This window comes from Acinetobacter calcoaceticus (assembly GCF_016508255.1).
Lineage (GTDB): Bacteria > Pseudomonadota > Gammaproteobacteria > Pseudomonadales > Moraxellaceae > Acinetobacter > Acinetobacter calcoaceticus_E.
In genome coordinates, this window is record NZ_JADVKT010000003.1 from 339,021 (window position 1) to 361,144 (window position 22,124).

The window sequence follows — 22,124 nt, forward strand, 5'->3', positions numbered from 1 at the left end:
AGATTATAAATGGCTCGTGTAAAACGTGGTGTAGTGGCTCATCGTCGTCACAAAAAAATTCTTGCTCGCGCTAAAGGTTACTATGGTGCTCGTTCACGCGTTTACCGCGTAGCGTTCCAAGCGGTAATCAAAGCTGGTCAATATGCTTATCGTGACCGCCGTCAAAAGAAACGTCAATTCCGTGCTTTATGGATTGCGCGTATCAATGCTGGTGCTCGTCAAAACGGTTTGTCTTACAGCCGTATGATCGATGGCTTGAAAAAAGCTCAAGTGATCATCGACCGTCGCGTATTAGCTGACATCGCTATGCATGATGCAGTAGCATTTGCTGCTTTAGCTGAAAAAGCTAAAGGCGCATTAGCTGCATAAGCTTAGAGATTCAAAAAAAGACCGCTTTTTAGCGGTCTTTTTTTATTTTATGGTTCTATTTTAAAAAGAGATAATAATCAGAGATAAATTATGGAAGACGAAAATTTTTTAAATGATTTAATTCAAAAAGTGCAGCAAGGTCACCAGTTTAAATATTTATATTTCTGGGGGCATACTCCTAAGCAGACAAATCTTGTTGATAAAAGCTGTTTTAGCCAGTGGTTTCCTGCGCAATTTGAAGTTGAGGGTGATGAATACTTTACTGCCGAGCACTATATGATGGCGCAAAAAGCAAAATTATTTAATGATGAAGAAATTTTTGCACGGATTTTGCAAGTTAAACATCCGAATGAAGCGAAACAGCTAGGCCGCAAAGTGCGTAATTATGATGAAAAGTTATGGCAAGAAAAACGTTTTGATATTGTAGTACAGGCGAACTTTGCTAAATTCTCCCAACATCCTGAATTGAAAAATTTCTTATTAGCAACGAAAGACCGTATTTTGGTTGAAGCATCTCCAGTCGATAAAATTTGGGGAATTGGCCTGGCGCAAGACCATGTACACATTCAAGATCCATCTCAATGGCAAGGCTTAAATTTGTTAGGTTTTGCTTTAATGCATGTTCGAGAGCAGCTTTTAGCTCAATAAGTTTGTATGAAAAAAATTGGTGCTTCACTTTAAAAGTAGTGACATGAGGGGAACGAATTGGAATCACTAAATGAAAGAGAAATTCGTATAGCTACTTTTAAGGATGCATTATCTATTGCAGAAGTGCATGTCCAGTGTTGGAAAGAAACCTATACAGGTATGCTTAAGCAAGAAATATTAGATGGGCTTAATGTATTAGATAAAGAAATGTTATGGAAAGAAGTAGTCACGAGTCCCGATCATAAGTTATTTGTTTATACTGAAAATGGCATAGTGAAAGGCTTTCTCGATGGATACTTAAACCCGGATAATAATATTGCTGAAATTTTTGCTTTTTATCTATTGAAAGAAATTCAAAGGCAGGGTGTAGGTCGTGATCTGTTTCAAAAATTCTATCAATGTGCTTTAAACAAAGGATACTCTTTTATTCGTTTTAAAGTTTTTAATAAAAATCCAAGTCGTTTTTTCTATGAAAAAATGGGAGCCAAATTAATAGGGGAAGCCGAACTTCCTGAGCTCGGCTTCGAAATAACAGAGTTACTTTATCAATGGGAACTGTAATCTTGATTAAAGCCCGAAATAATAAGCCAAAGCACAAATAATAATGGTCAAAATAATCAGCTTAATAACGCCTGAACCAGTGCCTTTATGGTGGTGAGATTTCAAATGTTGTGGATTTTCATTTGATTGCTCGAATGGGGAGGCTTTAATTACAGGTACGACCTGGGCTGTCTGATAATGGTTAGCAACTTTCACAATAAGTTTGGCAAACAAATCATCAGTTTTTTGCGTAAAATTTCTTAAATTGATGAGTTGTTCTTGGTCTAGCTCTTCTCCTAACGGATCATTTGCAAGACGTTTCTTTTGTTCTAAATAATTGGCTAATGCTTGAGTACGAGATAAAAGCTGATGAGCATAATCGGCAGGATAATTCTCTGGAATTAAAGCAAGTCTTGATTCTTGGCTCGTAATGCTTGTACCATCAAAATGAGCTTTTTGAAATTCTGGTTCTTCAAACCCTGTTGCATATTTGCTACGAAATAATTCACTATCCATAAAGTCAGCTATTTCTTGCCAGGGTGGATTTTTCAAATCAGCTTCAATTTTTTTCGATAATTTTTCATTTAGTTCAAAACGCCAGAACGTTTCTAAACGAAGCTCACAGGTTTGTAAGGGAGGGGCTTCAAACTCATTGTCATTGTTATACCATTCAGCAAGTTCATGGCCAAAAATCCATGCAAATTTCTTATCATTTTGATGGCTAACGATAAAGTGGGTGTAAGGTAAAAGCTCAACATTATTGTTTGGGTTTTGCTCTTCATTGAGAAGGCTTGATAAATGTAAACTGAGCTGAGTGGTACCTTGTTTTTTTAGTGCTTCTAGCCAAACTTGAAAATGTTGGGCGAGTAAATGCTGAGAAGCTAAGTCACGAAACTGAAAACTATGGTGGTCAAAAATGTGATGTTGTCGCCATTGGGTAAAGCTTAAATTTTGGCGGAGGTATTCATTACCATACGCCACAAGCGTAAGTTGTTGTTTCCAAATTTGATTGAGCGCCATAATAGTTGATCTCATTGACGATGGTATTATTTTATACGTTTTATCTTTTTGTTGCCTAATACATTTTTCATGATGGATAAACTTCATCAATCTGATGAAAAACTGTTAGAATGCAGTGTTTTATTATATTTTTTTAATTTGTTGCTTTGAGAGTTAATATGTCACTGGAAGCCCTGACCACAGAAGCGCTTGCTGCCATTGCAGCAGCTCAAGACCTTGTTGCACTTGATCAGGTACGTGTGCAATTTACAGGGAAAAAAAGCCAGCTTGCAGAACAATCGAAAGCATTAGGGAAAATGGACCCTGAAGAACGCAAAGTACAAGGTGCTGCGATTCATGCTGTTCGAGAAACAATTAATACTGCTTTAACAGAACGTCAAGCGGCATTACAACAGGCAGCACTTGAGCAAAAGCTAGCAAGTGAAACGATTGATATTACTTTGCCGGGCCGCGGTCAACGTGTCGGTACAGTACATCCTGTTACTCAAGTACAAGAAAGAATTTGTCAGTTCTTCACTAAAGCTGGTTTTACAGTTGCGACTGGTCCAGAAGTTGAAGATGACTATCACAATTTTGAAGCATTAAATATTCCTGGTCACCATCCAGCGCGTGCCATGCACGATACTTTCTATTTTGATGCCACTCATTTATTGCGTACGCATACGTCTGGTGTGCAGATTCGTACAATGGAAACAAGTGAGCCACCAATTCGTATCGTATGTCCAGGGCGTGTTTATCGTTGCGACTCAGATCAGACGCATTCGCCAATGTTCCATCAGATCGAAGGTCTATACGTTGCCGAAAACACCAGCTTTGCTGAGTTAAAAGGTTTGTTGATTAATCTGCTTAATGAATTTTTTGAAAAAGATTTAAAGGTACGTTTCCGTCCATCATATTTCCCGTTTACTGAGCCAAGCGCAGAAGTAGATATTATGGATGAACGCGGCCGTTGGTTAGAGGTTTTAGGCTGTGGCATGGTACATCCAAATGTATTAAGTGCTGCGGGTATTGATCCTGATAAATACAAAGGCTTTGCTTTTGGTTTAGGGGTAGAGCGCTTTGCGATGTTGCGTTATGGCATTAATGACTTGCGCATGTTCTATCAAAATGATGTGCGTTTCTTACGCCAATTTGCCTAACAGTTTTTCAGGATTAAAAAAGGTTTATAAAGATGAAGATTAGCGAAAATTGGCTACGCACATGGGTTAACCCAACAATTGATAGTGCTACCTTATCTGATCAGTTGACGATGCTTGGTCTTGAAGTTGATGAGTTGGCACCTGTGGCTAAACCATTTACAGGTGTTGTAATTGGTGAGGTGCTCACTGTTGAGCAACACCCTGATGCAGACCGTCTGCGTGTAACAACAATTAATATTGGTTCAGGTGAACCTTTGCAAATTGTATGTGGCGCACCGAACGTTCGCGCTGGAATGAAAGCTCCAGTTGCAACCATTGGGGCTGTATTGCCTGGCGATTTTAAAATCAAAAAAGGTAAACTTCGTGGAGTTGAGTCACAAGGAATGCTTTGTGGTGCTTCTGAGATTGATCTTGAAGATAAAATCGATGGTTTACTCGAACTGCCAGCTGATGCTCCAGTAGGAGTAAATATCCGTGAATACCTCAAACTTGATGATCATGTCATTGATATCAGTATCACGCCAAACCGTGGTGACTGTTTTAGTATTCGTGGTATTGCGCGTGAAATTGCAGTTATTAATAAGCTACAAATGAATGAACCTGTAATTAACACGGTTGATGCCACTATTGCTGATGAGAGAAAAGTAGTTATCAGTACTGAAGGTGCTCCGCGTTATTTAGGACGTGTGGTTAAAAACGTTAATGTAAAAGCTGTTACTCCTGAGTGGATGGAACAGGCTTTATCACGTTCAGGAATTCGTACCCATAGTATTTTGGTTGATGTGACCAACTATGTCTTAATGGAATTGGGTCAACCAATGCATGCATTCGATTTATCTAAAATCGAAGGGACTGTACATGTTCGTCAAGCAACACAGCAAGAAAAGCTACAACTTTTGAATGATCAAGAAGTTGAGTTGCAAGAAGATATAATGGTGATTGCTGATGACCAAAAAGCTTTAGCAATTGCTGGAATTATGGGTGGTTTAGCATCAAGTGTAACCGATGATACGACTGATATTTTCCTAGAAAGTGCTTTCTTTGCTCCACTTGCAATTGCTGGTCGTGCTCGTCGTTTTGGTTTGCATACCGATTCTTCACAGCGTTATGAACGTGGTGTAGATTTCGAATTACCTTTAATTGCGATGAATCGTGCTTCTCAACTTATTCAAGAGTTAGCAGGTGGCGAGTTTGGGCCAATTACTGTAGCTGAAAAAGCAGAAATTTTGCCAAAACGTGAAGCAATTGAACTTAAACAAGTTCAGGTAGACCAGTTGTTGGGATATCAAGTCGCGGGTGAGTTCATTGCAGAAGCTTTAACTCGACTAGGGTGTAAGGTAACAGTTAATGCTGAAGGTGAATGGAGTGTAGTGCCACCATCACATCGTTACGATATGGCTATTTATCAAGATTTAATTGAAGAAGTAGCACGTATTGATGGCTATGACAATATTCAGATTAGCTTACCAAGCATGGATGTTAAATTTGCTAAATACCAAGATCGCTTTGAACTCACTGAGCTGCGTCAAACGATCGTGGCTTTAGGTTACCAAGAAGCAATTAGCTTTAGCTTTGCTGATGCGAAACTTGAAAAGCAATTAAATCCCGAAGTTAAGCCTTTGATGTTAGCAAATCCAATTTCAAGTGATTTGGCTGCAATGCGTAGTACTTTACTTTCTAGCTTAATTCCTTGCGTACAATATAATCTTAACCGTCAGCAAAGTCGTGTTCGCTTCTTTGAATTCGGGCTTCGTTTTGATTATCAAAATGCTAAGAACATTGAAGACTTACAACAGACTCCTACATTGGCTCTAGTTGCAGTAGGTTCGCAAGAACCAGAATCTTGGCATACTAAGCCACAACCAATGGATTTCTTTGATTTCAAAGGTGAGATTGAAGAGATCTTAGCCGCTGGACGTGTAAAAGTTGAATATGTTCGTTCAGAACGTCCGTGGTTACATCCAGGACAATCGGCTGAAATTTTAGTAGAGGGTAAATCAATTGGCTATTTAGGCCGTTTGCATCCATCTCTAGAAAATGAGCTTGATTTAAGTACTACATGGGTTGCTGAACTTGATCAAACAGCTGTTTTGCAATCTTATGTATCTAATTTTACAGAATTATCACGTTTTCCTTCGGTTAGACGTGATATTGCGCTTTTAATCTCTGATAATATAAATGTTAGAGATATTCAGCAGTTAATCGAACAAACTGGTGGGGAGCTTTTAGACTCTACATGGTTATTCGATGTGTATACGGGGCAGGGTGTCGAAGAAGGTAAGCGCTCATTAGCGTTTGCATTATTATGGCAACATCCTTCACGTACGCTTGAAGATGCTGAAATTAAATCTGGTATGGACAATATTATCAAAGTGTTAGAAAACACTTATCAAGCGACATTGAGGGCCTCATGACAGCATTAACTAAAGCAGACATGGCTGATCATTTAAGTGAGTTAACCAGCTTAAATCGCCGTGAAGCAAAACAAATGGTCGAGTTGTTCTTCGACGAAATTAGTCAAGCACTTATTGCAGGAGAGCAGGTTAAGCTTTCTGGTTTTGGTAATTTCGAGTTAAGAGATAAACGCGAACGTCCAGGACGTAACCCTAAAACAGGTGAAGAAATTCCAATTTCAGCACGTAGGGTAGTGACCTTTAGAGCAGGTCAAAAGTTTAGACAGCGCGTTGGAAATGAGCAGATCGATTGATCTGCTTTTTTTTATCTATATTAAAATGGTTTTTATATAATTCTATTTTAATAGCCACGCTGTATCATTTCTTATGGCTAAATTGAATTGACTTGGTAATTGAAAATGAAAATTTAGACGTAAAAAAAGAGGACAAAATGTCCTCTTTTTATCTAATCTAGATTATAGATTAGTGTGCAGCAGAAGCAGCAGCGTCAGTAGCAGCAGCAGCAGCGTCAGAAGCAGCAGCAGCAGCGTCAGAAGCAGCAGCAGTTTCAGAAGCAGCAGCGTCAACAGCAACAGCAGCTTCAGAAGCAGCAGCAGTAGCTTCAGAAGCAGCAGCTACAGCTTCAGAAGCAGCAGCGGCAGCAGGAGCTTCTTCTTTCTTAGAACAACCAACGAAAGCTAAAGTAGCAGCTACAGCAGCAGCAACAGCAAATTTTTTGAATAACATGGCATCACTCTCACAAAAAAGATTTGAGATTAAAAAAACCTAAGTTGGACTGTTTTGCTTTTATTATTCCTAAAACGTAGCTAGGTAACAACGCATGGAGCAGTCTAACTGGTCTGCCGCTATGCTATCACTGCAAATGCTGAAATACTACTGTCGCCTGTCAAAAAAACGTGTGAAAAAGAGAAAAACAGTCTGTTTTTTAACAGAAAAAAACAATCAATCAGCCTGAATGTATTGGAAAAGGTGGAGGTAAGCTCCTCAAAAACTTAATTTTTTTAATTCAAAAATATTTATTATCAAAAGCTTATAAATAATTTTACATAAAAAACCGCAAAATTTATTTTTGTGTAAAGCTTGTCAACCAAATAAAAAGCCACTCAAAAGAGTGGCTTTTTATTGAAGATTAATCGATTAAGTTGAAGCTTTACGTTTCATTTGATCGAAGAAATCATCATTTGTTTTAGTTTCTTTCATACGGTCAAGTAAGAATTCCATTGCCGCCAATTCATCCATAGGGTGAAGAAGCTTACGAAGGATCCATACTTTGCGTAAGTTATCATCATCCATTAAACGCTCTTCACGACGAGTGCCAGATTTCTTAATATTCATAGCAGGGAAGACGCGTTTTTCAGCGATACGACGATCAAGAGTAATCTCTTGGTTACCTGTACCTTTGAATTCCTCATAAATTACGTCATCCATTTTACTGCCTGTTTCAATCAAAGCAGTTGAGATGATCGTAAGAGATCCACCTTCTTCAATATTACGTGCAGCACCGAAGAAGCGTTTAGGGCGTTCTAATGCATGAGCATCTACACCACCAGTTAATACTTTACCTGATGAAGGGATGACAGTGTTATATGCACGCGCTAAACGAGTAATAGAGTCAAGCAAAATCACAACGTCTTTTTTATGTTCAACAAGACGTTTTGCTTTTTCAATAACCATTTCTGCAACTTGTACGTGGCGAGCAGGAGCTTCATCGAATGTTGAAGCAATGACTTCACCGCGAACTGTACGTTCCATTTCAGTTACTTCTTCTGGACGCTCATCAATTAATAGAACAATCAGGAATACTTCAGGATTGTTTCTAACAATAGATTGAGCAATATTTTGAAGTAACATTGTTTTACCCGCTTTTGGCGGTGCAACAATAATAGAACGTTGCCCTTTACCAATTGGTGCAACTAAATCAACAACACGAGCAGTTAAGTCTTCTGTCGTACCATTACCTAGTTCCATAACCAATTGTTCGGTTGGGAAAAGCGGAGTTAGGTTTTCAAATAGAATTTTATTACGAGAATTTTCTGGCGTGTCATAGTTAATTTGGTTAACTTTGAGCAATGCAAAATAACGCTCACCTTCTTTTGGAGGGCGAATAGTACCTGTGATGGTATCACCTGTACGCAAGTTAAAGCGTCGGATTTGTGAGGGACTCACATAAATATCATCCGGACCTGCTAAATACGAACCTGCGGCAGATCGCAAAAAACCAAAACCATCAGAGAGAATTTCAAGAACGCCATCACCAAAAATTTCTTCGCCATTCATCGCATGGCGTTTCAAGATGGCAAAGATAATATCTTGCTTTCGGTTACGAGCCATACCTTCCAGGCCCATAAATTCAGCAATTTTAATTAATTCACCAATTGGTTTTTTCTTGAGTTCAGTTAAATTCATAAGGGTCAGAATTAGGAAAGAGTAGAGTGTGGTTTAAAAGAAGAAAAATCGCTCGCATACAAAAAAGATTATCGCAATTGTATTTACACAATAACAATTCAGAAGTCTGATTGATTGTTTCGAAGAAAAATGTGAAAAAACAATTTCTGTTGCCGAGTGGCGATCTTTATGTTTGTGTCTTGTAAGAAGCCGGACGAAGATGATTCCCTTCAGTGCCTCTTGAGCATGCAATATAAGCCAGCTGAGTTAATTTGTCAATTTATAGCCGAAAAAAATACGCTATAAAAAAGTATAGCGTATTTTTCATTATTAACTTATTAGCATTTTGACTTAAACATTTTCATCAATAAAGCTAACAAGTTTAGAGCGAGGCACAGCACCAATTTGTTGAGCTACGACTTCACCATTTTTGAAAAGTAATAATGCAGGAATATTACGGATATTGTATTTCACCGCAATATCTTCGCAAGAAGTCACATCAACTTTAACAATTTTTACTTTACCAGCATATTCACTTGAAAGATCTTCAAGAACAGGTGCAATTGCTTTACAAGGTGCACACCAACCTGCCCAGAAATCAACAAGTACAGGTGTTTCAGCGTCTAAAACATCTGCTTGGAAGTTGTCATCAGTTGTATTTACAATAGTCGCAGACATGGTACGGCTCCAATTTTTAGAAAAAAGTGCTATCACTATAGGAGAAAATTATCTCTATCAGTATTACATAGCTACTTAGTTCAATGTAAGGGTTTGATGCTATTATTCAAGGCTTAACTAAATTTGTCTAATGGATGCTCACGATATTCACCATCGACTTGTACAATCACTGTCATAAATAGAAAAATATAAATCACAACTAATTGTTGATGAAAATGGCTTTTCAATTGCATTCTTGTGAATTACTCTAGGCGTGAATTGTTATGGGTTTAGTTCAATAATGTCTGACTTTCTGATTGATGAAGAATTACTTGCCGCCATAGATATGGGGTCGAACAGTTTTCACCTTGCAATTGCGCGGGTAGATCATGGTGAAGTTAAAAAAGTTGCTTCGATGTCAGAAAAAGTACAGCTTGCAGCTGGTTTAGATGAGAATAAAAATTTAACAGAAGCAGCTCAGCAACGTGGTTTGGCATGTCTAGCTCGTTTTGTTGGAAGATTAAGTTCAGTTCAACCTAATCGTTTACGAATTGTGGCTACTAATGCCTTGCGTCAGGCAAAAAATGGTCATGAATTTATTCAAAAAGCTGCAGAAATTTTACCTAAACCTATCGAAATTATTGCAGGACGAGAAGAAGCTCGCCTGATTTATTTGGGCGTTTCGCATACCATGGCCAATGGTGGACGTCGCTTAGTTGTTGATATTGGTGGGGGCTCTACCGAATTCATTATTGGTGAAGAGTTTGAACCTATTTACACAGAGTCTTTACAAATGGGTTGTGTGGCCTATACAACAGCCTACTTTTCTGATGGGGAAATTACCCAGAAATCATTTGATAAGGCGGTAGTTGCTGCCCGTAAAGAACTTTCTGCTATTGCAACGACTTATAAAATGGAAGGATGGGATACGGTCGTTGGTTCGAGTGGAACAATCAAAGCCTGCCGCCAAATTATGGTCAATATGGGCTTAAGTGATGAACAAGAAAATGTAACTCGAGAAGGGTTATACAAGCTCAAAGATAAATTACTTAAGTTTAAAAATGTTTCAGAAATCGATTTTGAAGGTTTAAGAGAAGATCGACGAGCAGTTTTGCCAGCCGGATTGGCAATTTTGTACGCAGTTTTTGAAGTTCTAGAAATTGATCGTTTGGCATATTCTGATGGTGCATTACGCGAAGGTGTTATGTATGACCTATTAGGTCGATTTAAACATGAAGATATCCGCGACCGCAGTGTACAAGCTCTAATGGGCCGTTATAATGCTGACCCTAAACAGGCTGAACGCGTCGTAAAAACAGCACAACAACTATTTGATGGTGTTGCAGGTCCACTTAATTTAACGAGTGAAGACAGTGACTTACTGCGTCGATCAGCTTATTTACATGAAATTGGTTTAGCAATTAGTCATGGTGGTTATCATCGCCATGGTGCTTATTTATTACAGCATTCTGATATTCCTGGCTTCTCGCAAATTGATCAAAATCATCTTTCACATTTAGTTGCTCATCATCGTCGTAAATTACGAAATGATGTAAAAAATGAAATTTTGAAGGCTGGAGGTCATAAATTACTTTACTTAAGTTTATTACTTCGCCTAGCAGTTTTACTCAACCATAGTCGAAGTGATCAGATGCTTCCTGCCATTGAACTGACCATCATAAATGATCAACAATGGCAGCTTAGTGTTTCTGGTGATGCCAAACAATGGCCATTGTTAGTTGCCGACTTGCATGATGAGCAAGAGCAGTTTAAGCATTGGGACATTGAATTGAATATTCAGTCGGAAAAATTTATCGATTAAAGGGATAATATTCGACCTATGAAAAAATCTACTCAGTCCAAAGCTTGGACAACGGTTCAAATTGCACGTCATCCTGAACGTCCGCAGTTTCTAGATTATGTCGGTGAAATCTTTACAGAATTTGACGCCTTGCATGGTGATCGTTTGTTTGGTGACGATGGTGCTATGGTAGGTGGTCTTGCTCGTTTTGACGGTCAACCTGTGATGGTCATTGGACAACACCGTGGTCGTAGTACCCGTGAAAAATTAAAGCATAACTTCGGTATGGCTAACCCTGAAGGTTACCGTAAATCTCAACGCCTACTAGATATGGCTGAGCGTTTTAATCTTCCGGTTTTCACGTTTATTGATACGATGGGTGCTTACCCTGGTGTTGGTGCTGAAGAGCGTGGACAAGCCGAAGCAATTGCAACGAGCCTTGCTCAACTTTCAAGTTTGAAAGTTCCTGTTGTTGCAACAGTACTGGGGGAGGGCGGTTCTGGTGGTGCTTTAGGTATTGGTGTTGCTGACCGAGTAATTATGTTGTCGCACAGTATCTATTCTGTGATTTCACCAGAAGGTTGTGCATCTATTTTGTGGAAAACTGCGGAAAAAGCGGCTCAAGCGAGCGAAGCTTTAGGTTTGACAGCAGATAAATTACAATCTCTAGGTATTGTTGAATATGTAGTAGATGAAGGCGAAGGTGCACATTTAGATCCTGAGCAAGTCATGCAAAACCTAAAAGTAGTTTTGAAGCAAGCTTTGGATGAATTGCTACCAATGGATGCAAATGAACGATGCGAAGAACGTTATCAACGTTTAATGAAGTTTGGCAGCGCAAATTTAGGCATAATGTCTTAAAGCAAGCTCAACAGTTTTCGAAAAGTAGTTCTTTTCTTATTGGATGTAGTGGCGGCATGGATTCAATGCTGCTACTACATTTAATGTCTCAAATTTTCCCTCAAAAAATCAGAACAATCTATATTGACCATCAACTGCAATCAAAAAGTGCAGATTGGGGGGAACTTGTTGCTAAACAGGCTACTGGTTTAAATATTCCTTATATTATTCAAAAAGTTCAAGTTGCTGACGGTAATTTGGAAGCTCAAGCACGTCAGGTGCGTTATCAAGCTTATCGCCAACATTTGCGAGCCAATGAAACTTTGGTGCTCGCTCATCATCAGCAAGACCAAGCTGAGACAGTAATGTTACGTTTATTATCGGGCGCAGGTGTTGATGGATTAGCTGCAATGCAGTCTGTGGATTACCGTGTAGACATGACGATTTGGCGTCCTTTTTTAGACTTAACTCGTGAGCAAATTACTGATTGGACTACTCAACTTGAAATTGAGTATGTAAATGACCCGACAAATTACGATATTCATTATGATCGGGCGTGGTCGCGTGAGGAACTTTGGCCATTTTTACAAAACAGATTTCCTAAAATGCAGCAAGCACTGAGCCGAACCAGTTATCTCATGCAAGATGCTTCTGAAATTTTAGAAGAAGTTTTGAAAGCTGATTTAAAACATTGTGGTACTGCTGAGTGTTTAGACTTAACTAAACTTTTAGATTTATCAGTTGCCCGTCAACGCCAATTACTTTCGGTTTGGATGAAAGGTGATGGGCAATATCGACCTGCATTTGAAATGGTTGAGCGTTTAAAAAATGAAGTGATTGATTCAAAGTCCGATGCACAAGCAGCATTACACTGGAATCAGTTTTACTATGTCCGTTATCAACACCATCTTTATAGATTGAGTAAGCAAGTTTTTCTTGCTGAAAAATTAAACCCAGTTGAAGCTGAGTCAGAGCATCATTTCCAAATGGGGGAAATAGTGCATTACGCTTCAGGAAATTTTCAGATCACACAAAAAAATATCGGTTTGAGTCCATCTTTATTAAATAAAAAATTGACAATAATTCGACGTCAAGGTGGAGAAAAAGTCCATTTATATGGTCGTGTTGGGCAATGGCCATTAAAAAAAGCAATTCAAGAAGCACATATTTTGCCTTGGCTTCGTCATACAATTCAAATATTAGTCATAGATAATGTTATGCTTGGGGTTTTTACACCGAAAGGATTTTGGTTGGCTCAGTCTCCGTATTGTGAGCAAGGAGGATGGCAACCGGATTTAATTTCTCATTCTTGTAATCTGGTAAATGGCGAATATGGTTATGGCAAGTGCAGTAAATTGTAATATCTGTTTTATTGGTGGCGGTAATATGGCCCAAGCGTTAATTGGCGGGCTCATCTCAAGAGGTTTACCACCGACACGTATTACTGTTTCAGATCCTGTTGAGCAGATCCGTCAATTATTACAAGAGAAAGAAGTCCACGTAACACAAGATAACGTGGCTGCAATTCAAAATGCTGATGTTGTCGTACTGGCGGTAAAGCCGCAAGTTTTGGCGACTGTTTTACGTCCGTTGAAAGGTCTTTTATCAGATAAATTGGTCATTTCAATTATTGCTGGTGCTGAAATTCAAACGATATCAAACTTAATTGATAGCAATCGAATTGTTCGCGTTATGCCGAATACACCAGCTTTAGTTCAAACTGGTGCGCACGGTATCTATGCAAATGATGTAGTCAGTGCTTCGGATCGTGAATTAACAAGTCAAATTTTAGCGGCCACAGGCTTAACAATTTGGGTAAACTCCGAAGCTCAAATTGATGCGGTAACAGCAGTTTCTGGTTCAGGCCCTGCATATTTTTTCTATCTGATGGAAAGTATGATCCGTGCGGGTAAAAATTTAGGACTAGATGAAAAAGTTGCAACTGCGTTAACTCTTCAAACGGCGTTAGGTGCAGCTCAAATGGCAATTACCAGTTCAAACACTCCATCTGAACTTCGTAAGAATGTGACATCGCCAAATGGTACAACACAAGCCGCACTTGAAGTTTTTGACCGTGCACAAATCTCCCAAAATATTCAATCTGCATTGGCTGCTGCACAGAAGCGTAGCCAAGAATTGGCTCAAGAATTGAGTGACAGTGCGAAATAGCTTAAATAGGATAAGACAACTATGGGTGCAAATTCTGCGCTAATTTTTGGAATTTTAATTAATGTCGCGATTTTATTGGTCTTTTTCCGTTTTTTAATGCAATTGGCGGCAGTAAGTCCTTATAATCCTGTGGTTTTATCAACCGTAAAGGCGACTAAAATTGTTGATATTTTTGGCCGAATTTTTCCGACGGTCGCAAAAGGCCGGTTTAATTTAGCTGCGTTAGCTCTTTTAATTATTTTATATTTACTGAAAATTTTCGGTGTGATGTATCTTTCTGGTTCTATGCCAAATAGTCCGATTCATTTAGTGATTCTGACATTTGTGACTATGATTCAGGACTTGATTCGTTTCTGCCGTTATTTAATTTTTGCAACAATCATTTTGAGTTGGGTAGTTATGTTCACTCAATCTCGTTCACCTTATATTGAGGTGATTCAAGATTTGGCAGAACCATTACTCGCGCCATTCCGTCGTTTATTGCCTAATATGGGAATGATTGACTTATCGCCAATTTTGGCTTTTTTGGCACTCTATATTGCCGAAATTTTAATGAATGAAGTTGCTAAAGTTCTCTTAACTGGTCTTTAAGCTAACTCAATAAAAAAAGGGCTGTATTTCACAGCCCTTTTTTATTTCTGCTAATTAATGGGCGTCATCCCAGTTTTGTCCTTGGCCAACTTCAACTACTAAAGGCACGGAAATTTCTACAACAGATTCCATGACTTTTGCGATTTGCTTAGAAAGTTCTTCAGCAATGTTTTGATCGGCTTCAAAAACTAATTCATCGTGTACTTGAAGTAGTAATTTGGCTTGATCTTTTGGCAAGATTTTATCAACTTCAATCATCGCAATTTTAATAATATCAGCTGCACTACCTTGTAAAGGCGCGTTGATCGCCGCACGTTCGGCAGCCTTACGTACCATCACATTTCGTGCATCAATATCTGGCGTATAAAGACGACGGCCTAAAATAGTTTCAACAAATCCTTGCTCTGATGCAACTTGACGCGTGCGTTGCATATATTCATAGATGCCAGGGTAACGTTGGAAATATTGTTTGATATAGTTTTGCGATTCTTGACGGGTGAAACCTAGCTGACGAATCAAGCCAAACTCAGACATACCATAAAGTAGACCAAAGTTTACTGCCTTAGCTTGACGACGTTGGTCATTGGTTACATCTTCAATTGCAATACCCAACACTTCAGCAGCGGTACGACGGTGAACATCTTGCCCGTGCTGGAATGCATGAACTAAAGCATCATCTTGAGAAAAATGTGCCATTAAACGTAGTTCAATTTGCGAGTAATCGGCTGCTAACAGAACTCGGCCTTCCGGTGCAATGAATGCTTTACGAATCTGACGGCCAATTTGTCTACGAATTGGGATGTTTTGTAAGTTAGGATCGGAAGAGGATAGGCGACCTGTCGCTGTTAATGCTTGATGATAGCTCGTATGTACACGATGCGTGTCGTTATGAGATTGCTCAACCAAACGGTCAGTGTAGGTACTCTTTAACTTGGCCAAACCACGATGTTCTAGAATAATTTCCGCTAAAGGATGTTCAATTTTTTCTAGAACACTTTCACTCGTGCTGTATTGCCCAGTTGCAGTTTTTTTACCGCCTTTGATTCCTAATTTATCAAATAGTATTTCGCCTACTTGTTTAGGTGAAGCAATATTAAAAGTTTCATCTGCAATTTCCATGGCTTGATTTTCAAGACCTTCCATAGTTTTTGCAAATTCCACACTTAATTTGTCGAGGAATGCATGATCTAAACGAATACCATCTTCTTCCATGCCTGATAGAATTCGGGCAACTGGCATCTCGATGTTATATAAAATATTTTCTAGCTCAGGAAATGGCTTAAGTTTGTTTGAAAGTACTTCATACAAACGATAAGTCACATGTGCATCTTCTGCTGCATAGTGGGCAGCGACTTCAATCTCAATTTGATTAAAAGTTTTCTGTTTAGCACCCTTACCAGCAATTTGTTCAAAAGTCGTTGTTAAATGGCTTAGGTAAACGCGCGCAACATCATCCATTCCGTGACGAGTAGCTGCTGCATTCAGTACATAAGATGCTAACATGCTATCGAAATACCAACCTTTTAAGTCAATTCCGTGGTTGGCAAAGATATGGGCATCATATTTAAGATGATGTCCGATTTTTTTAACCGCTTCATTTTCTAGTACAGGCTTAATTTGAGCCAGAATTTGTTCACGGTCTAACTGCTGCGGTGCATTTTCATAGTTATGCGCTAAAGGCACATAGTAGGCATCTTGTGAGTCAAATGCGATTGAAAAACCAACCATTTCGGCAATACGGTAATCAAGGCTGGTGGTCTCTGTATCAATGGCAAAATGATCGGCATTTTGCATGCGTTGCAAGAGTTGATCCCATACTTCTTGAGTTAAAACAGTATGATAATTTGCAGTTCCAAGCTGGTCATCTTGACTGGTTAGGCTTGCCTGATCTTCGGTTTCTATAGAGTCAGCCGGTTTAACTTCATCTTGAACGACGACTTGTGAAGCTTGTTGTTTATAAGTAGAACTGTTTGGATTATTCGGATGATCAAGTGACTGTAACTGATTTCTAAATTCAAGCTCAGTATATAAGTTGCGTAAAGCATCAACATTTGGGTCGATAAGCTTTAATTCATGCCAGTCGAGTTCTAAAGGAAGATCACACACAATGCTTGCTAACTGATGATCAAGCTTAATATTGTCTAAATTATCTTTGATATTCTGGCTAATCTTGCCTTTAAGTTGATCTGCATTGGCAATGATATTGTCCAACGTGCCATATTCAGTCAGTAACTTAGCAGCTGTCTTTGCTCCTACACCCGGAACACCCATAATACCGTCAGATGCATCACCCATCAGAGTCAAGTAGTCGATAATCTGATTTGGCCAAACTCCAAACTTCTCAAATACACCGTCGGTGTCCATTACTCGATCTTTAAAACTATCTTCTAACTTTACATGATCATTAACCAATTGAGCCATGTCTTTATCTCCAGTCGAGATAAGAACATGGTGTCCTTCAAGTACGGCACGTTTAGCAAGTGTACCGATAATGTCATCTGCTTCTGCGCCAGGGAGACTATATAAAGGAATACCTTGAGCTTTAATCAATGCATGTAAATATGGAATTTGTTGAGACAACTCTTCGGGCATACTCGGGCGGTCACCTTTATAGATCGGTGAAAGCTTATGACGGAAGGTTGGTTCAGGAGTGTCAAAAATTACGGCCATATGCGTCGGTTGCATACGACGCATAAGTTTTTGAATCGCAGAAATTGCTCCACGTATTGCATTGGTATGTAACCCTGTAGAGGTCGTCAATGGTGGTAATGCATGATATGCACGAAATAAAAAATAGGACCCATCAACCAAGACAAATGGTGGCATTGAACAATTCCTTAATTTGAATTACGGCTATTTTACGTGAAAACGGATATGAATGCAGGTTTATGATTTTTGCAGTATTTTGTATGTATAAATATACGCTTGTATTGGCTTGAAGTAAGATGACCTGTAATGAAGGTGTCATATTGCTAAGCCCATGTATAAAAAAGACAAACAGGGAATGATCATCATTTTGATCGCTTTGACTTTGTTTCTAGCCATTTCAATTGGTTTTAAATTTCAGAGTGCTGTTGTTGCTTTATCTATTGCGCTCACTGTCATATTGGTTCGGTTATTATCAAATTTGCATGAACGTTTAACTCATTTAGAGGAACAGTTTTCTCACCAGACAGCTCCACTTTATTCTATTCATATACAAAGAACGGTAATTTATGCGGCTGCCTTGGTTGCATTAGTTGCTTATATCAATCATTGGATGTGGATTGCTGGCGGGGCATTACTGGTTTTACTGTTATGTTTAATTCAAACCATTAGCACTTTTCATACTCGTCTGTTGTTCCTCGAGTCAGCAAAGCAAACAGTTCGTGTAAATGAGACCAGACAGACAGAAGTTATACTCCCTGCGGTAGAGCAGGTTGATTTCAAAAATATGGATACACCAGTCCCAGTTGAAACGGCATCTTTAAATCAAACAGAACAACCAGCTCATGTACAGAGTGCATGGTGGCAACCAGCAATAGATTGGATGGTTAATGGCAATCCAATTTTAAGAGTTGCTGTTGCTGTGCTTATGGTTGGGGTGGTGCTGTTATTACGCTTTGCAAGTGAACATTGGCAGTTAAGTTTAGGCGTAAAACTTGGTTTTATTGCAATTGCTGGAGGTGTATTAACTGCATTTGGTTATACCTTGCAAAAGAAAAATCAGCTTTTTGCTGTGGCATTACAAGGTGTCGGACTCGCTATTGTATTCTTAACCCTCGTGTTTTCTCATCATTTTGGTGTGATTGCTAACCTTACTACAGCAAGTATTCTATTTACGATTTTATTAGCAATTACGGTATTCCTGAGCTTAAAACAACAGGCAATTTATTTAGCAATTTTAGCACTGGGGATGGCTTACGCAGCACCACTAGTGATTCCGCAATATCGCCCCGATGTAGTTTTCTTATTTAGCTATTACTTGGTCATTAATCTTGCTGTTGCCGCTGTTAACTTTATTCAGCCTTGGAAAATTTTGAATCAAGTCGCTTTCTTTGCCACGATGTTTATTGGTGGTAGTGCGATAGGTTTTTATGCAGAACCTGCAAAATTTGACACATTAGACTGGATTTTATGGCTGCATATAGCATTGTTTATTTGGCTCAGTGTGCGTTATAGCCAAAATATATCTCGAGTTTCAGCACATGAAAAGCAAGAAGGGATTCGTTTACCCCCACTGTTAGATGTTGGTCTTATTTTTAGTGTGCCTGTACTTGGCTTTACACTACATGCCTATTTAGTACATGAGTCTACGCAAGCATTGACTATTGGTGCTGCTGTTTTGGCTGTTACCTATGCAGTCTTAACTTTCTGGATTAAAAAGACCCATCCCCAACTTTCCGTACTTGCAAAAAGCTTTTTCATCCTTGCCGTTGCATTTTTTGCATTAATCTTTCCACTGGCGAAAGGTGCACATTGGACAGCGATTGGTTGGGTTGCTCAAGGTACGGCCCTTATTGTATGGGGAGTAACAGAACGCTACCGTTTAAGTCGATATATTGGTGTCGTTTTAGTTTTACTCAGCTCTCTTGCACTGTTTTATCAGATTTGGGCAAATGCAGAGTTCCCGACGCTAAGCACAAGCATTTATGCAATTGCCCAATTTATTTCAGCCTTTTATTTACTGCAATACAACAGCAAAGAACAACACTATTTTAGTGCCAGCATATTTAGCGGTATTTTCTTATGCTTGGGCATGTATGCAGGGGCTGTAGCTGGTGTGGAAATGTTGGCATGGCATCATCACGGTTTAAGCCCATATTTGATGATTGCGATACTATTATTATCAATATTTAGTGTAGTTGTTCACTACAGACTAAGCGCCCAATGGCAGAGTCTACAGTTAAGTTTAATTAGCCTGTTATTGTTGTTAATTTTGGGTGAGGCATTTACCAGTCAAGTATTCAGCTTGTTTAAATGGCCGAGTATATTGCAGCAGAGTACTTTCCTCATCGCGGCAACGCTCCTCAGTGCTTTATTCATTATGGCTCAACCACAGTCAGGTCAGTTTGGATATCTCAAGGTATGGGCAGGTTTAAGCTGGTTGGCATTAGCGACAGTTGGTTTGGCGATCTTTCCACAAATGCCAATTGTTGCTTTGGCTTTGGTGCCTGTGGTTTATTCACTTTGGACGTATAAGACTCATAAAATTACATTGTTGCATCAAATTCCGGTTTGGTGTCTAAGCTTATTTTGGCTACTTGTGGTGAGTGTTGATATTTATTCCGCTGAGTACCTGTATTTTGTCCCTTTGTTTAACTTAACGGACTTTCTTTCAATTGCGGTATTTGCGGGTCTGCTGTTTATTATTTATCAACATGCTTTTGATCAAGATAAGTCACAGGAGTGGACTTTTAAAATTACAACAATTTTAGTTGGATTGTTAGTATTCAGTAGTGTAGTCGTCCGAGGCTTGCACCATTACTGGGCGACACCACTATGGAATGCTTCAATTTGGACAAATGGAATCGTACAGTTAAGTCTGACATTGCTCTGGGTTATTTTGGCATTTGTATTGACAACATTCTCAAGTCGAAAAATGATTCGTCAACTGTGGTTTGTAGGCGCTGCACTTTTAGGAATTGTCGTCTTAAAGCTGATCTTACTTGATTTATCACAAAGTGCGACTTTGACCCGAGTTATTTCATTTATTGGAGCAGGTGGCATAATGTTGATTATTGCTTATCTCGCACCATTACCACCCTCATCCTCTGTACAGAAGAATGGAGAGCCTAAGATTTAGGCTCTTGTTTTAATTCTCTTTGATTGCTGTATTGATCGATATCATCTTGAGCAAAAATATGAGATGGTCGATCAATCAATCCCATTTTTGGAACAGGGATTTCGATGCTGTTATCTAGAAATCCATTTCGGATTCTTTCTTGCATTTCATCTCGAACTTTTAAAGAGTTCTCTTGTCGACACCACATTGTAAATAAAAGCTCAATCGATGATTCTCTGAATGCGGTAACCGTAACCGCAGGCTTTGGATCATCTAATACGAGTGGATAATTAGCTGCTACATTAAGTAGAACCTCGCGAACTTTAATGATGTCTTCATGAAAGTTGATTGCAAGTGTAATTGGAATACGCCGTATCGGATATTTAGATAAGTTGTGTACAGGCGCACGAATAAGTTGTTCGTTTGGCAAACGAATATAGACATTGTCGAGTGTAAGTAACTTTACAGAAAGCAAATCAATTGAGATCACTTCACCTTCAATGGTATTTCCACGAATAAGGGTAAGCTGGATCGTATCACCAACTTCAAACGAACCTTCACCAATCAAAAATAAACCACTAATCAAGTTGCTGGCAGATGTTTGAGAAGCAAAACCAAGTGCTACGGTTAAAATCCCCGCCGCACCAAGAAATACACTGAGTTTAAAACCCGCTTCTTTTAAACTCGTCATAATGAAGAGTAAGAAAATAAAATAAAAAATACCACGACGCCATACAAGGCGTTGATGAGCATTAAAGCGCGAGCCAATGGTTCTAATAAATGTATTTGAAATAATACGGGCAAGAACAAAACCAATAAAACACAGTACAACACCGACTAAAATTTCACTAATACGTTCGGTGTTGATATTGGTAAATATACTTTTGAGACTATAAGCGATTTCTTTAGGAATATTTGAATCAACCATAAAGCCCCCTTAGAAAAATGAATCAAACATATTAAATAGTGCTCCACCTGGTGAACGTGGTGGATGAACATAAGTCACTTCACCAGCAAGAGGTGGAGTGCGGTTTTCAATACGAATGCGTGCAGGACGATCAGAGCCTTCATAATAAACTTTAATTTGAGAAGTCCATAAACGACCGGTACTTTCACTGTAAAAAAGAGGCAGGGCAGTAACGGGTACATTCATACGATCAAAGCGCAATTGATGATTACTGGTGTTGTGAAAATCAATGGGGGTTACAGCACGAAAAGCACGTGGTGTTAATAGATTTAAATCGGTACGCCCATCTACTGAAGTGGCATAACAAATTTCGCCTTGCTGGGCATTTGGACCAAACCATGTATCTTTAGGCTGAATGACTGGAATTTCAAACAAAGGCTCATGCTGACTTTCGACTAAACCGGCAATCCATAGTGGTGTACTAATATAAAGAGTTCCACGTTGTCCTGCTGGAATGTAAATAGGATCAATGGGTTTAATGACCACAGAGCGGTCTGCCAGACGTGGCATAAGTAAAAATTCTGGATTAGTTTTCCGAAACATGTAGCGTTCTACTCGAACGGAATGCGGAAAGGCAAAATTCGGATCTGCGATTGGGTGCCAGTCTTGCTCATTATCATCCTGAAGCGATGGGCGATAATATTCGATACGCCATTCTTTTATGCCGCGCGTTAGACGAAAAAGCATTGAACCGAATTGCCATGCTTTAGCCTGATTAATTTCAAAGTGCTGTTCTCCCCACCATTTTAAAGAATTCTGGGGACGAGGCTGATATTCATTATTTTCAAACAAGACGTAAAATTCCTCTACCGAGTTGTTA

20 protein-coding genes are annotated in these 22,124 nt (G+C 39.1%); 13 read left to right on the plus strand and 7 right to left on the minus strand.

Going from position 1 to position 22,124, the window contains the following annotated elements; translation table 11 throughout:
• Nucleotides 1-9: 9 nt before the first annotated feature.
• The 3 genes from rplT (at nucleotide 10) to I5515_RS09255 (ending at nucleotide 1,578) form a co-directional block, all read left to right on the plus strand.
• Nucleotides 10-369 carry a 50S ribosomal protein L20 gene (gene rplT, locus I5515_RS09245; protein ID WP_000124858.1) on the plus strand — a complete coding sequence of 120 codons (360 nt, stop codon included), beginning with the start codon at nucleotides 10-12 and terminating at the stop codon, nucleotides 367-369.
• Nucleotides 370-459: 90 nt separating this feature from the next.
• Nucleotides 460-1,017, plus strand: coding sequence for an NADAR family protein (locus I5515_RS09250; protein WP_199966034.1), 558 nt, complete (start codon nucleotides 460-462; stop codon nucleotides 1,015-1,017).
• Nucleotides 1,018-1,074: 57 nt separating this feature from the next.
• Nucleotides 1,075-1,578, plus strand: coding sequence for a GNAT family N-acetyltransferase (locus tag I5515_RS09255; RefSeq protein ID WP_199966037.1), 504 nt, complete (start codon nucleotides 1,075-1,077; stop codon nucleotides 1,576-1,578).
• Nucleotides 1,579-1,584: 6 nt separating this feature from the next.
• Here I5515_RS09255 and I5515_RS09260 read toward each other — a convergent pair whose 3' ends face one another.
• Complete coding sequence (locus I5515_RS09260; RefSeq protein ID WP_199966038.1) at nucleotides 1,585-2,577, minus strand: hypothetical protein; 993 nt, start codon at nucleotides 2,575-2,577, stop codon at nucleotides 1,585-1,587.
• Nucleotides 2,578-2,735: 158 nt separating this feature from the next.
• Between I5515_RS09260 and pheS the strand changes: the two genes are divergently transcribed.
• From pheS to I5515_RS09275, 3 genes are read left to right on the plus strand one after another with little or no spacing between them, the layout of a single operon-like run.
• On the plus strand, nucleotides 2,736-3,716 hold the full coding sequence (gene pheS, locus I5515_RS09265) for a phenylalanine--tRNA ligase subunit alpha (protein ID WP_004794529.1): 981 nt from the start codon (nucleotides 2,736-2,738) through the stop codon (nucleotides 3,714-3,716).
• Nucleotides 3,717-3,748: 32 nt separating this feature from the next.
• Entirely contained in the window at nucleotides 3,749-6,130 is a 2,382-nt protein-coding gene (pheT, locus tag I5515_RS09270; RefSeq protein WP_199966041.1) for a phenylalanine--tRNA ligase subunit beta, read from the plus strand.
• Complete coding sequence (locus tag I5515_RS09275) at nucleotides 6,127-6,423, plus strand: integration host factor subunit alpha (protein ID WP_000126166.1); 297 nt, start codon at nucleotides 6,127-6,129, stop codon at nucleotides 6,421-6,423. The genes pheT and I5515_RS09275 overlap by 4 nt, the downstream gene beginning before the upstream one ends.
• Before the next feature lie 169 nt (nucleotides 6,424-6,592).
• Here the strand turns inward: I5515_RS09275 and I5515_RS09280 are convergent, their stop codons facing one another.
• Nucleotides 6,593-6,856 carry a hypothetical protein gene (locus I5515_RS09280; RefSeq protein WP_151749967.1) on the minus strand — a complete coding sequence of 88 codons (264 nt, stop codon included), beginning with the start codon at nucleotides 6,854-6,856 and terminating at the stop codon, nucleotides 6,593-6,595.
• A 94-nt stretch (nucleotides 6,857-6,950) separates the two neighbouring features.
• Here I5515_RS09280 and I5515_RS09285 point away from each other — a divergent pair, with 94 nt between their 5' ends.
• Entirely contained in the window at nucleotides 6,951-7,085 is a 135-nt protein-coding gene (locus I5515_RS09285; protein ID WP_199966043.1) for a hypothetical protein, read from the plus strand.
• Nucleotides 7,086-7,267: 182 nt separating this feature from the next.
• On the opposite strand, the gene rho is transcribed toward I5515_RS09285, so the two are convergent.
• Both rho and trxA read right to left on the minus strand, forming a co-directional pair.
• On the minus strand, nucleotides 7,268-8,536 hold the full coding sequence (gene rho, locus I5515_RS09290) for a transcription termination factor Rho (RefSeq protein WP_004794523.1): 1,269 nt from the start codon (nucleotides 8,534-8,536) through the stop codon (nucleotides 7,268-7,270).
• A gap of 330 nt (nucleotides 8,537-8,866) precedes the next feature.
• A complete protein-coding gene (trxA, locus tag I5515_RS09295) occupies nucleotides 8,867-9,193 on the minus strand; it encodes a thioredoxin (RefSeq protein WP_003655060.1) in 327 nt (108 codons plus the stop codon).
• A 280-nt stretch (nucleotides 9,194-9,473) separates the two neighbouring features.
• Between trxA and ppx the strand changes: the two genes are divergently transcribed.
• From ppx to I5515_RS09320, 5 genes are read left to right on the plus strand one after another with little or no spacing between them, the layout of a single operon-like run.
• Nucleotides 9,474-10,994 carry an exopolyphosphatase gene (gene ppx, locus I5515_RS09300; protein WP_199966045.1) on the plus strand — a complete coding sequence of 507 codons (1,521 nt, stop codon included), beginning with the start codon at nucleotides 9,474-9,476 and terminating at the stop codon, nucleotides 10,992-10,994.
• A gap of 18 nt (nucleotides 10,995-11,012) precedes the next feature.
• Nucleotides 11,013-11,834, plus strand: a complete 822-nt coding sequence (locus I5515_RS09305; RefSeq protein ID WP_004794519.1) for an acetyl-CoA carboxylase carboxyltransferase subunit alpha — start codon at nucleotides 11,013-11,015, stop codon at nucleotides 11,832-11,834.
• On the plus strand, nucleotides 11,771-13,174 hold the full coding sequence (tilS, locus tag I5515_RS09310; protein ID WP_199966047.1) for a tRNA lysidine(34) synthetase TilS: 1,404 nt from the start codon (nucleotides 11,771-11,773) through the stop codon (nucleotides 13,172-13,174). Before I5515_RS09305 ends, tilS begins: the two co-directional genes overlap by 64 nt.
• Entirely contained in the window at nucleotides 13,146-13,982 is an 837-nt protein-coding gene (proC, locus tag I5515_RS09315) for a pyrroline-5-carboxylate reductase (protein WP_111855380.1), read from the plus strand. Before tilS ends, proC begins: the two co-directional genes overlap by 29 nt.
• A 21-nt stretch (nucleotides 13,983-14,003) precedes the next feature.
• Entirely contained in the window at nucleotides 14,004-14,573 is a 570-nt protein-coding gene (locus I5515_RS09320; protein WP_004794512.1) for a YggT family protein, read from the plus strand.
• Nucleotides 14,574-14,627: 54 nt separating this feature from the next.
• Here I5515_RS09320 and polA read toward each other — a convergent pair whose 3' ends face one another.
• Nucleotides 14,628-17,399, minus strand: coding sequence for a DNA polymerase I (polA, locus tag I5515_RS09325; protein WP_199966049.1), 2,772 nt, complete (start codon nucleotides 17,397-17,399; stop codon nucleotides 14,628-14,630).
• Nucleotides 17,400-17,553: 154 nt separating this feature from the next.
• Between polA and I5515_RS09330 the strand changes: the two genes are divergently transcribed.
• Nucleotides 17,554-20,358 (plus strand): DUF2339 domain-containing protein, encoded by a 2,805-nt coding sequence (locus tag I5515_RS09330; RefSeq protein WP_199966051.1) that lies wholly within the window; start codon nucleotides 17,554-17,556, stop codon nucleotides 20,356-20,358.
• Here I5515_RS09330 and I5515_RS09335 read toward each other — a convergent pair.
• Both I5515_RS09335 and I5515_RS09340 read right to left on the minus strand, forming a co-directional pair.
• Nucleotides 20,348-21,265 (minus strand): mechanosensitive ion channel family protein, encoded by a 918-nt coding sequence (locus I5515_RS09335; protein WP_199966053.1) that lies wholly within the window; start codon nucleotides 21,263-21,265, stop codon nucleotides 20,348-20,350. The two genes, I5515_RS09330 and I5515_RS09335, sit on opposite strands and share 11 nt — an antisense overlap.
• Nucleotides 21,266-21,274: 9 nt before the next feature.
• On the minus strand, nucleotides 21,275-22,096 hold the full coding sequence (locus I5515_RS09340) for a hypothetical protein (RefSeq protein WP_199966055.1): 822 nt from the start codon (nucleotides 22,094-22,096) through the stop codon (nucleotides 21,275-21,277).
• Between the last annotated feature and the right edge of the window lie 28 nt (nucleotides 22,097-22,124).

Excerpts from the sequence above, each read along its gene's own strand:
- rplT (WP_000124858.1), top strand. The coding sequence starts at position 10 with ATGGCTCGTGTAAAACGTGGTGTAGTGGCTCATCGTCGTCACAAAAAA.
- I5515_RS09320 (WP_004794512.1), top strand. The coding sequence starts at position 14,004 with ATGGGTGCAAATTCTGCGCTAATTTTTGGAATTTTAATTAATGTCGCG.
- I5515_RS09260 (WP_199966038.1), bottom strand. The coding sequence starts at position 2,577 with ATGGCGCTCAATCAAATTTGGAAACAACAACTTACGCTTGTGGCGTAT.
- proC (WP_111855380.1), top strand. The coding sequence starts at position 13,146 with ATGGTTATGGCAAGTGCAGTAAATTGTAATATCTGTTTTATTGGTGGC.
- pheS (WP_004794529.1), top strand. The coding sequence starts at position 2,736 with ATGTCACTGGAAGCCCTGACCACAGAAGCGCTTGCTGCCATTGCAGCA.
- pheT (WP_199966041.1), top strand. The coding sequence starts at position 3,749 with ATGAAGATTAGCGAAAATTGGCTACGCACATGGGTTAACCCAACAATT.
- I5515_RS09330 (WP_199966051.1), top strand. The coding sequence starts at position 17,554 with ATGTATAAAAAAGACAAACAGGGAATGATCATCATTTTGATCGCTTTG.
- I5515_RS09275 (WP_000126166.1), top strand. The coding sequence starts at position 6,127 with ATGACAGCATTAACTAAAGCAGACATGGCTGATCATTTAAGTGAGTTA.
- I5515_RS09280 (WP_151749967.1), bottom strand. The coding sequence starts at position 6,856 with ATGTTATTCAAAAAATTTGCTGTTGCTGCTGCTGTAGCTGCTACTTTA.
- tilS (WP_199966047.1), top strand. The coding sequence starts at position 11,771 with ATGCGAAGAACGTTATCAACGTTTAATGAAGTTTGGCAGCGCAAATTT.
- ppx (WP_199966045.1), top strand. The coding sequence starts at position 9,474 with ATGTCTGACTTTCTGATTGATGAAGAATTACTTGCCGCCATAGATATG.
- rho (WP_004794523.1), bottom strand. The coding sequence starts at position 8,536 with ATGAATTTAACTGAACTCAAGAAAAAACCAATTGGTGAATTAATTAAA.
- I5515_RS09285 (WP_199966043.1), top strand. The coding sequence starts at position 6,951 with ATGGAGCAGTCTAACTGGTCTGCCGCTATGCTATCACTGCAAATGCTG.
- I5515_RS09305 (WP_004794519.1), top strand. The coding sequence starts at position 11,013 with ATGAAAAAATCTACTCAGTCCAAAGCTTGGACAACGGTTCAAATTGCA.
- I5515_RS09250 (WP_199966034.1), top strand. The coding sequence starts at position 460 with ATGGAAGACGAAAATTTTTTAAATGATTTAATTCAAAAAGTGCAGCAA.
- trxA (WP_003655060.1), bottom strand. The coding sequence starts at position 9,193 with ATGTCTGCGACTATTGTAAATACAACTGATGACAACTTCCAAGCAGAT.
- I5515_RS09335 (WP_199966053.1), bottom strand. The coding sequence starts at position 21,265 with ATGGTTGATTCAAATATTCCTAAAGAAATCGCTTATAGTCTCAAAAGT.
- polA (WP_199966049.1), bottom strand. The coding sequence starts at position 17,399 with ATGCCACCATTTGTCTTGGTTGATGGGTCCTATTTTTTATTTCGTGCA.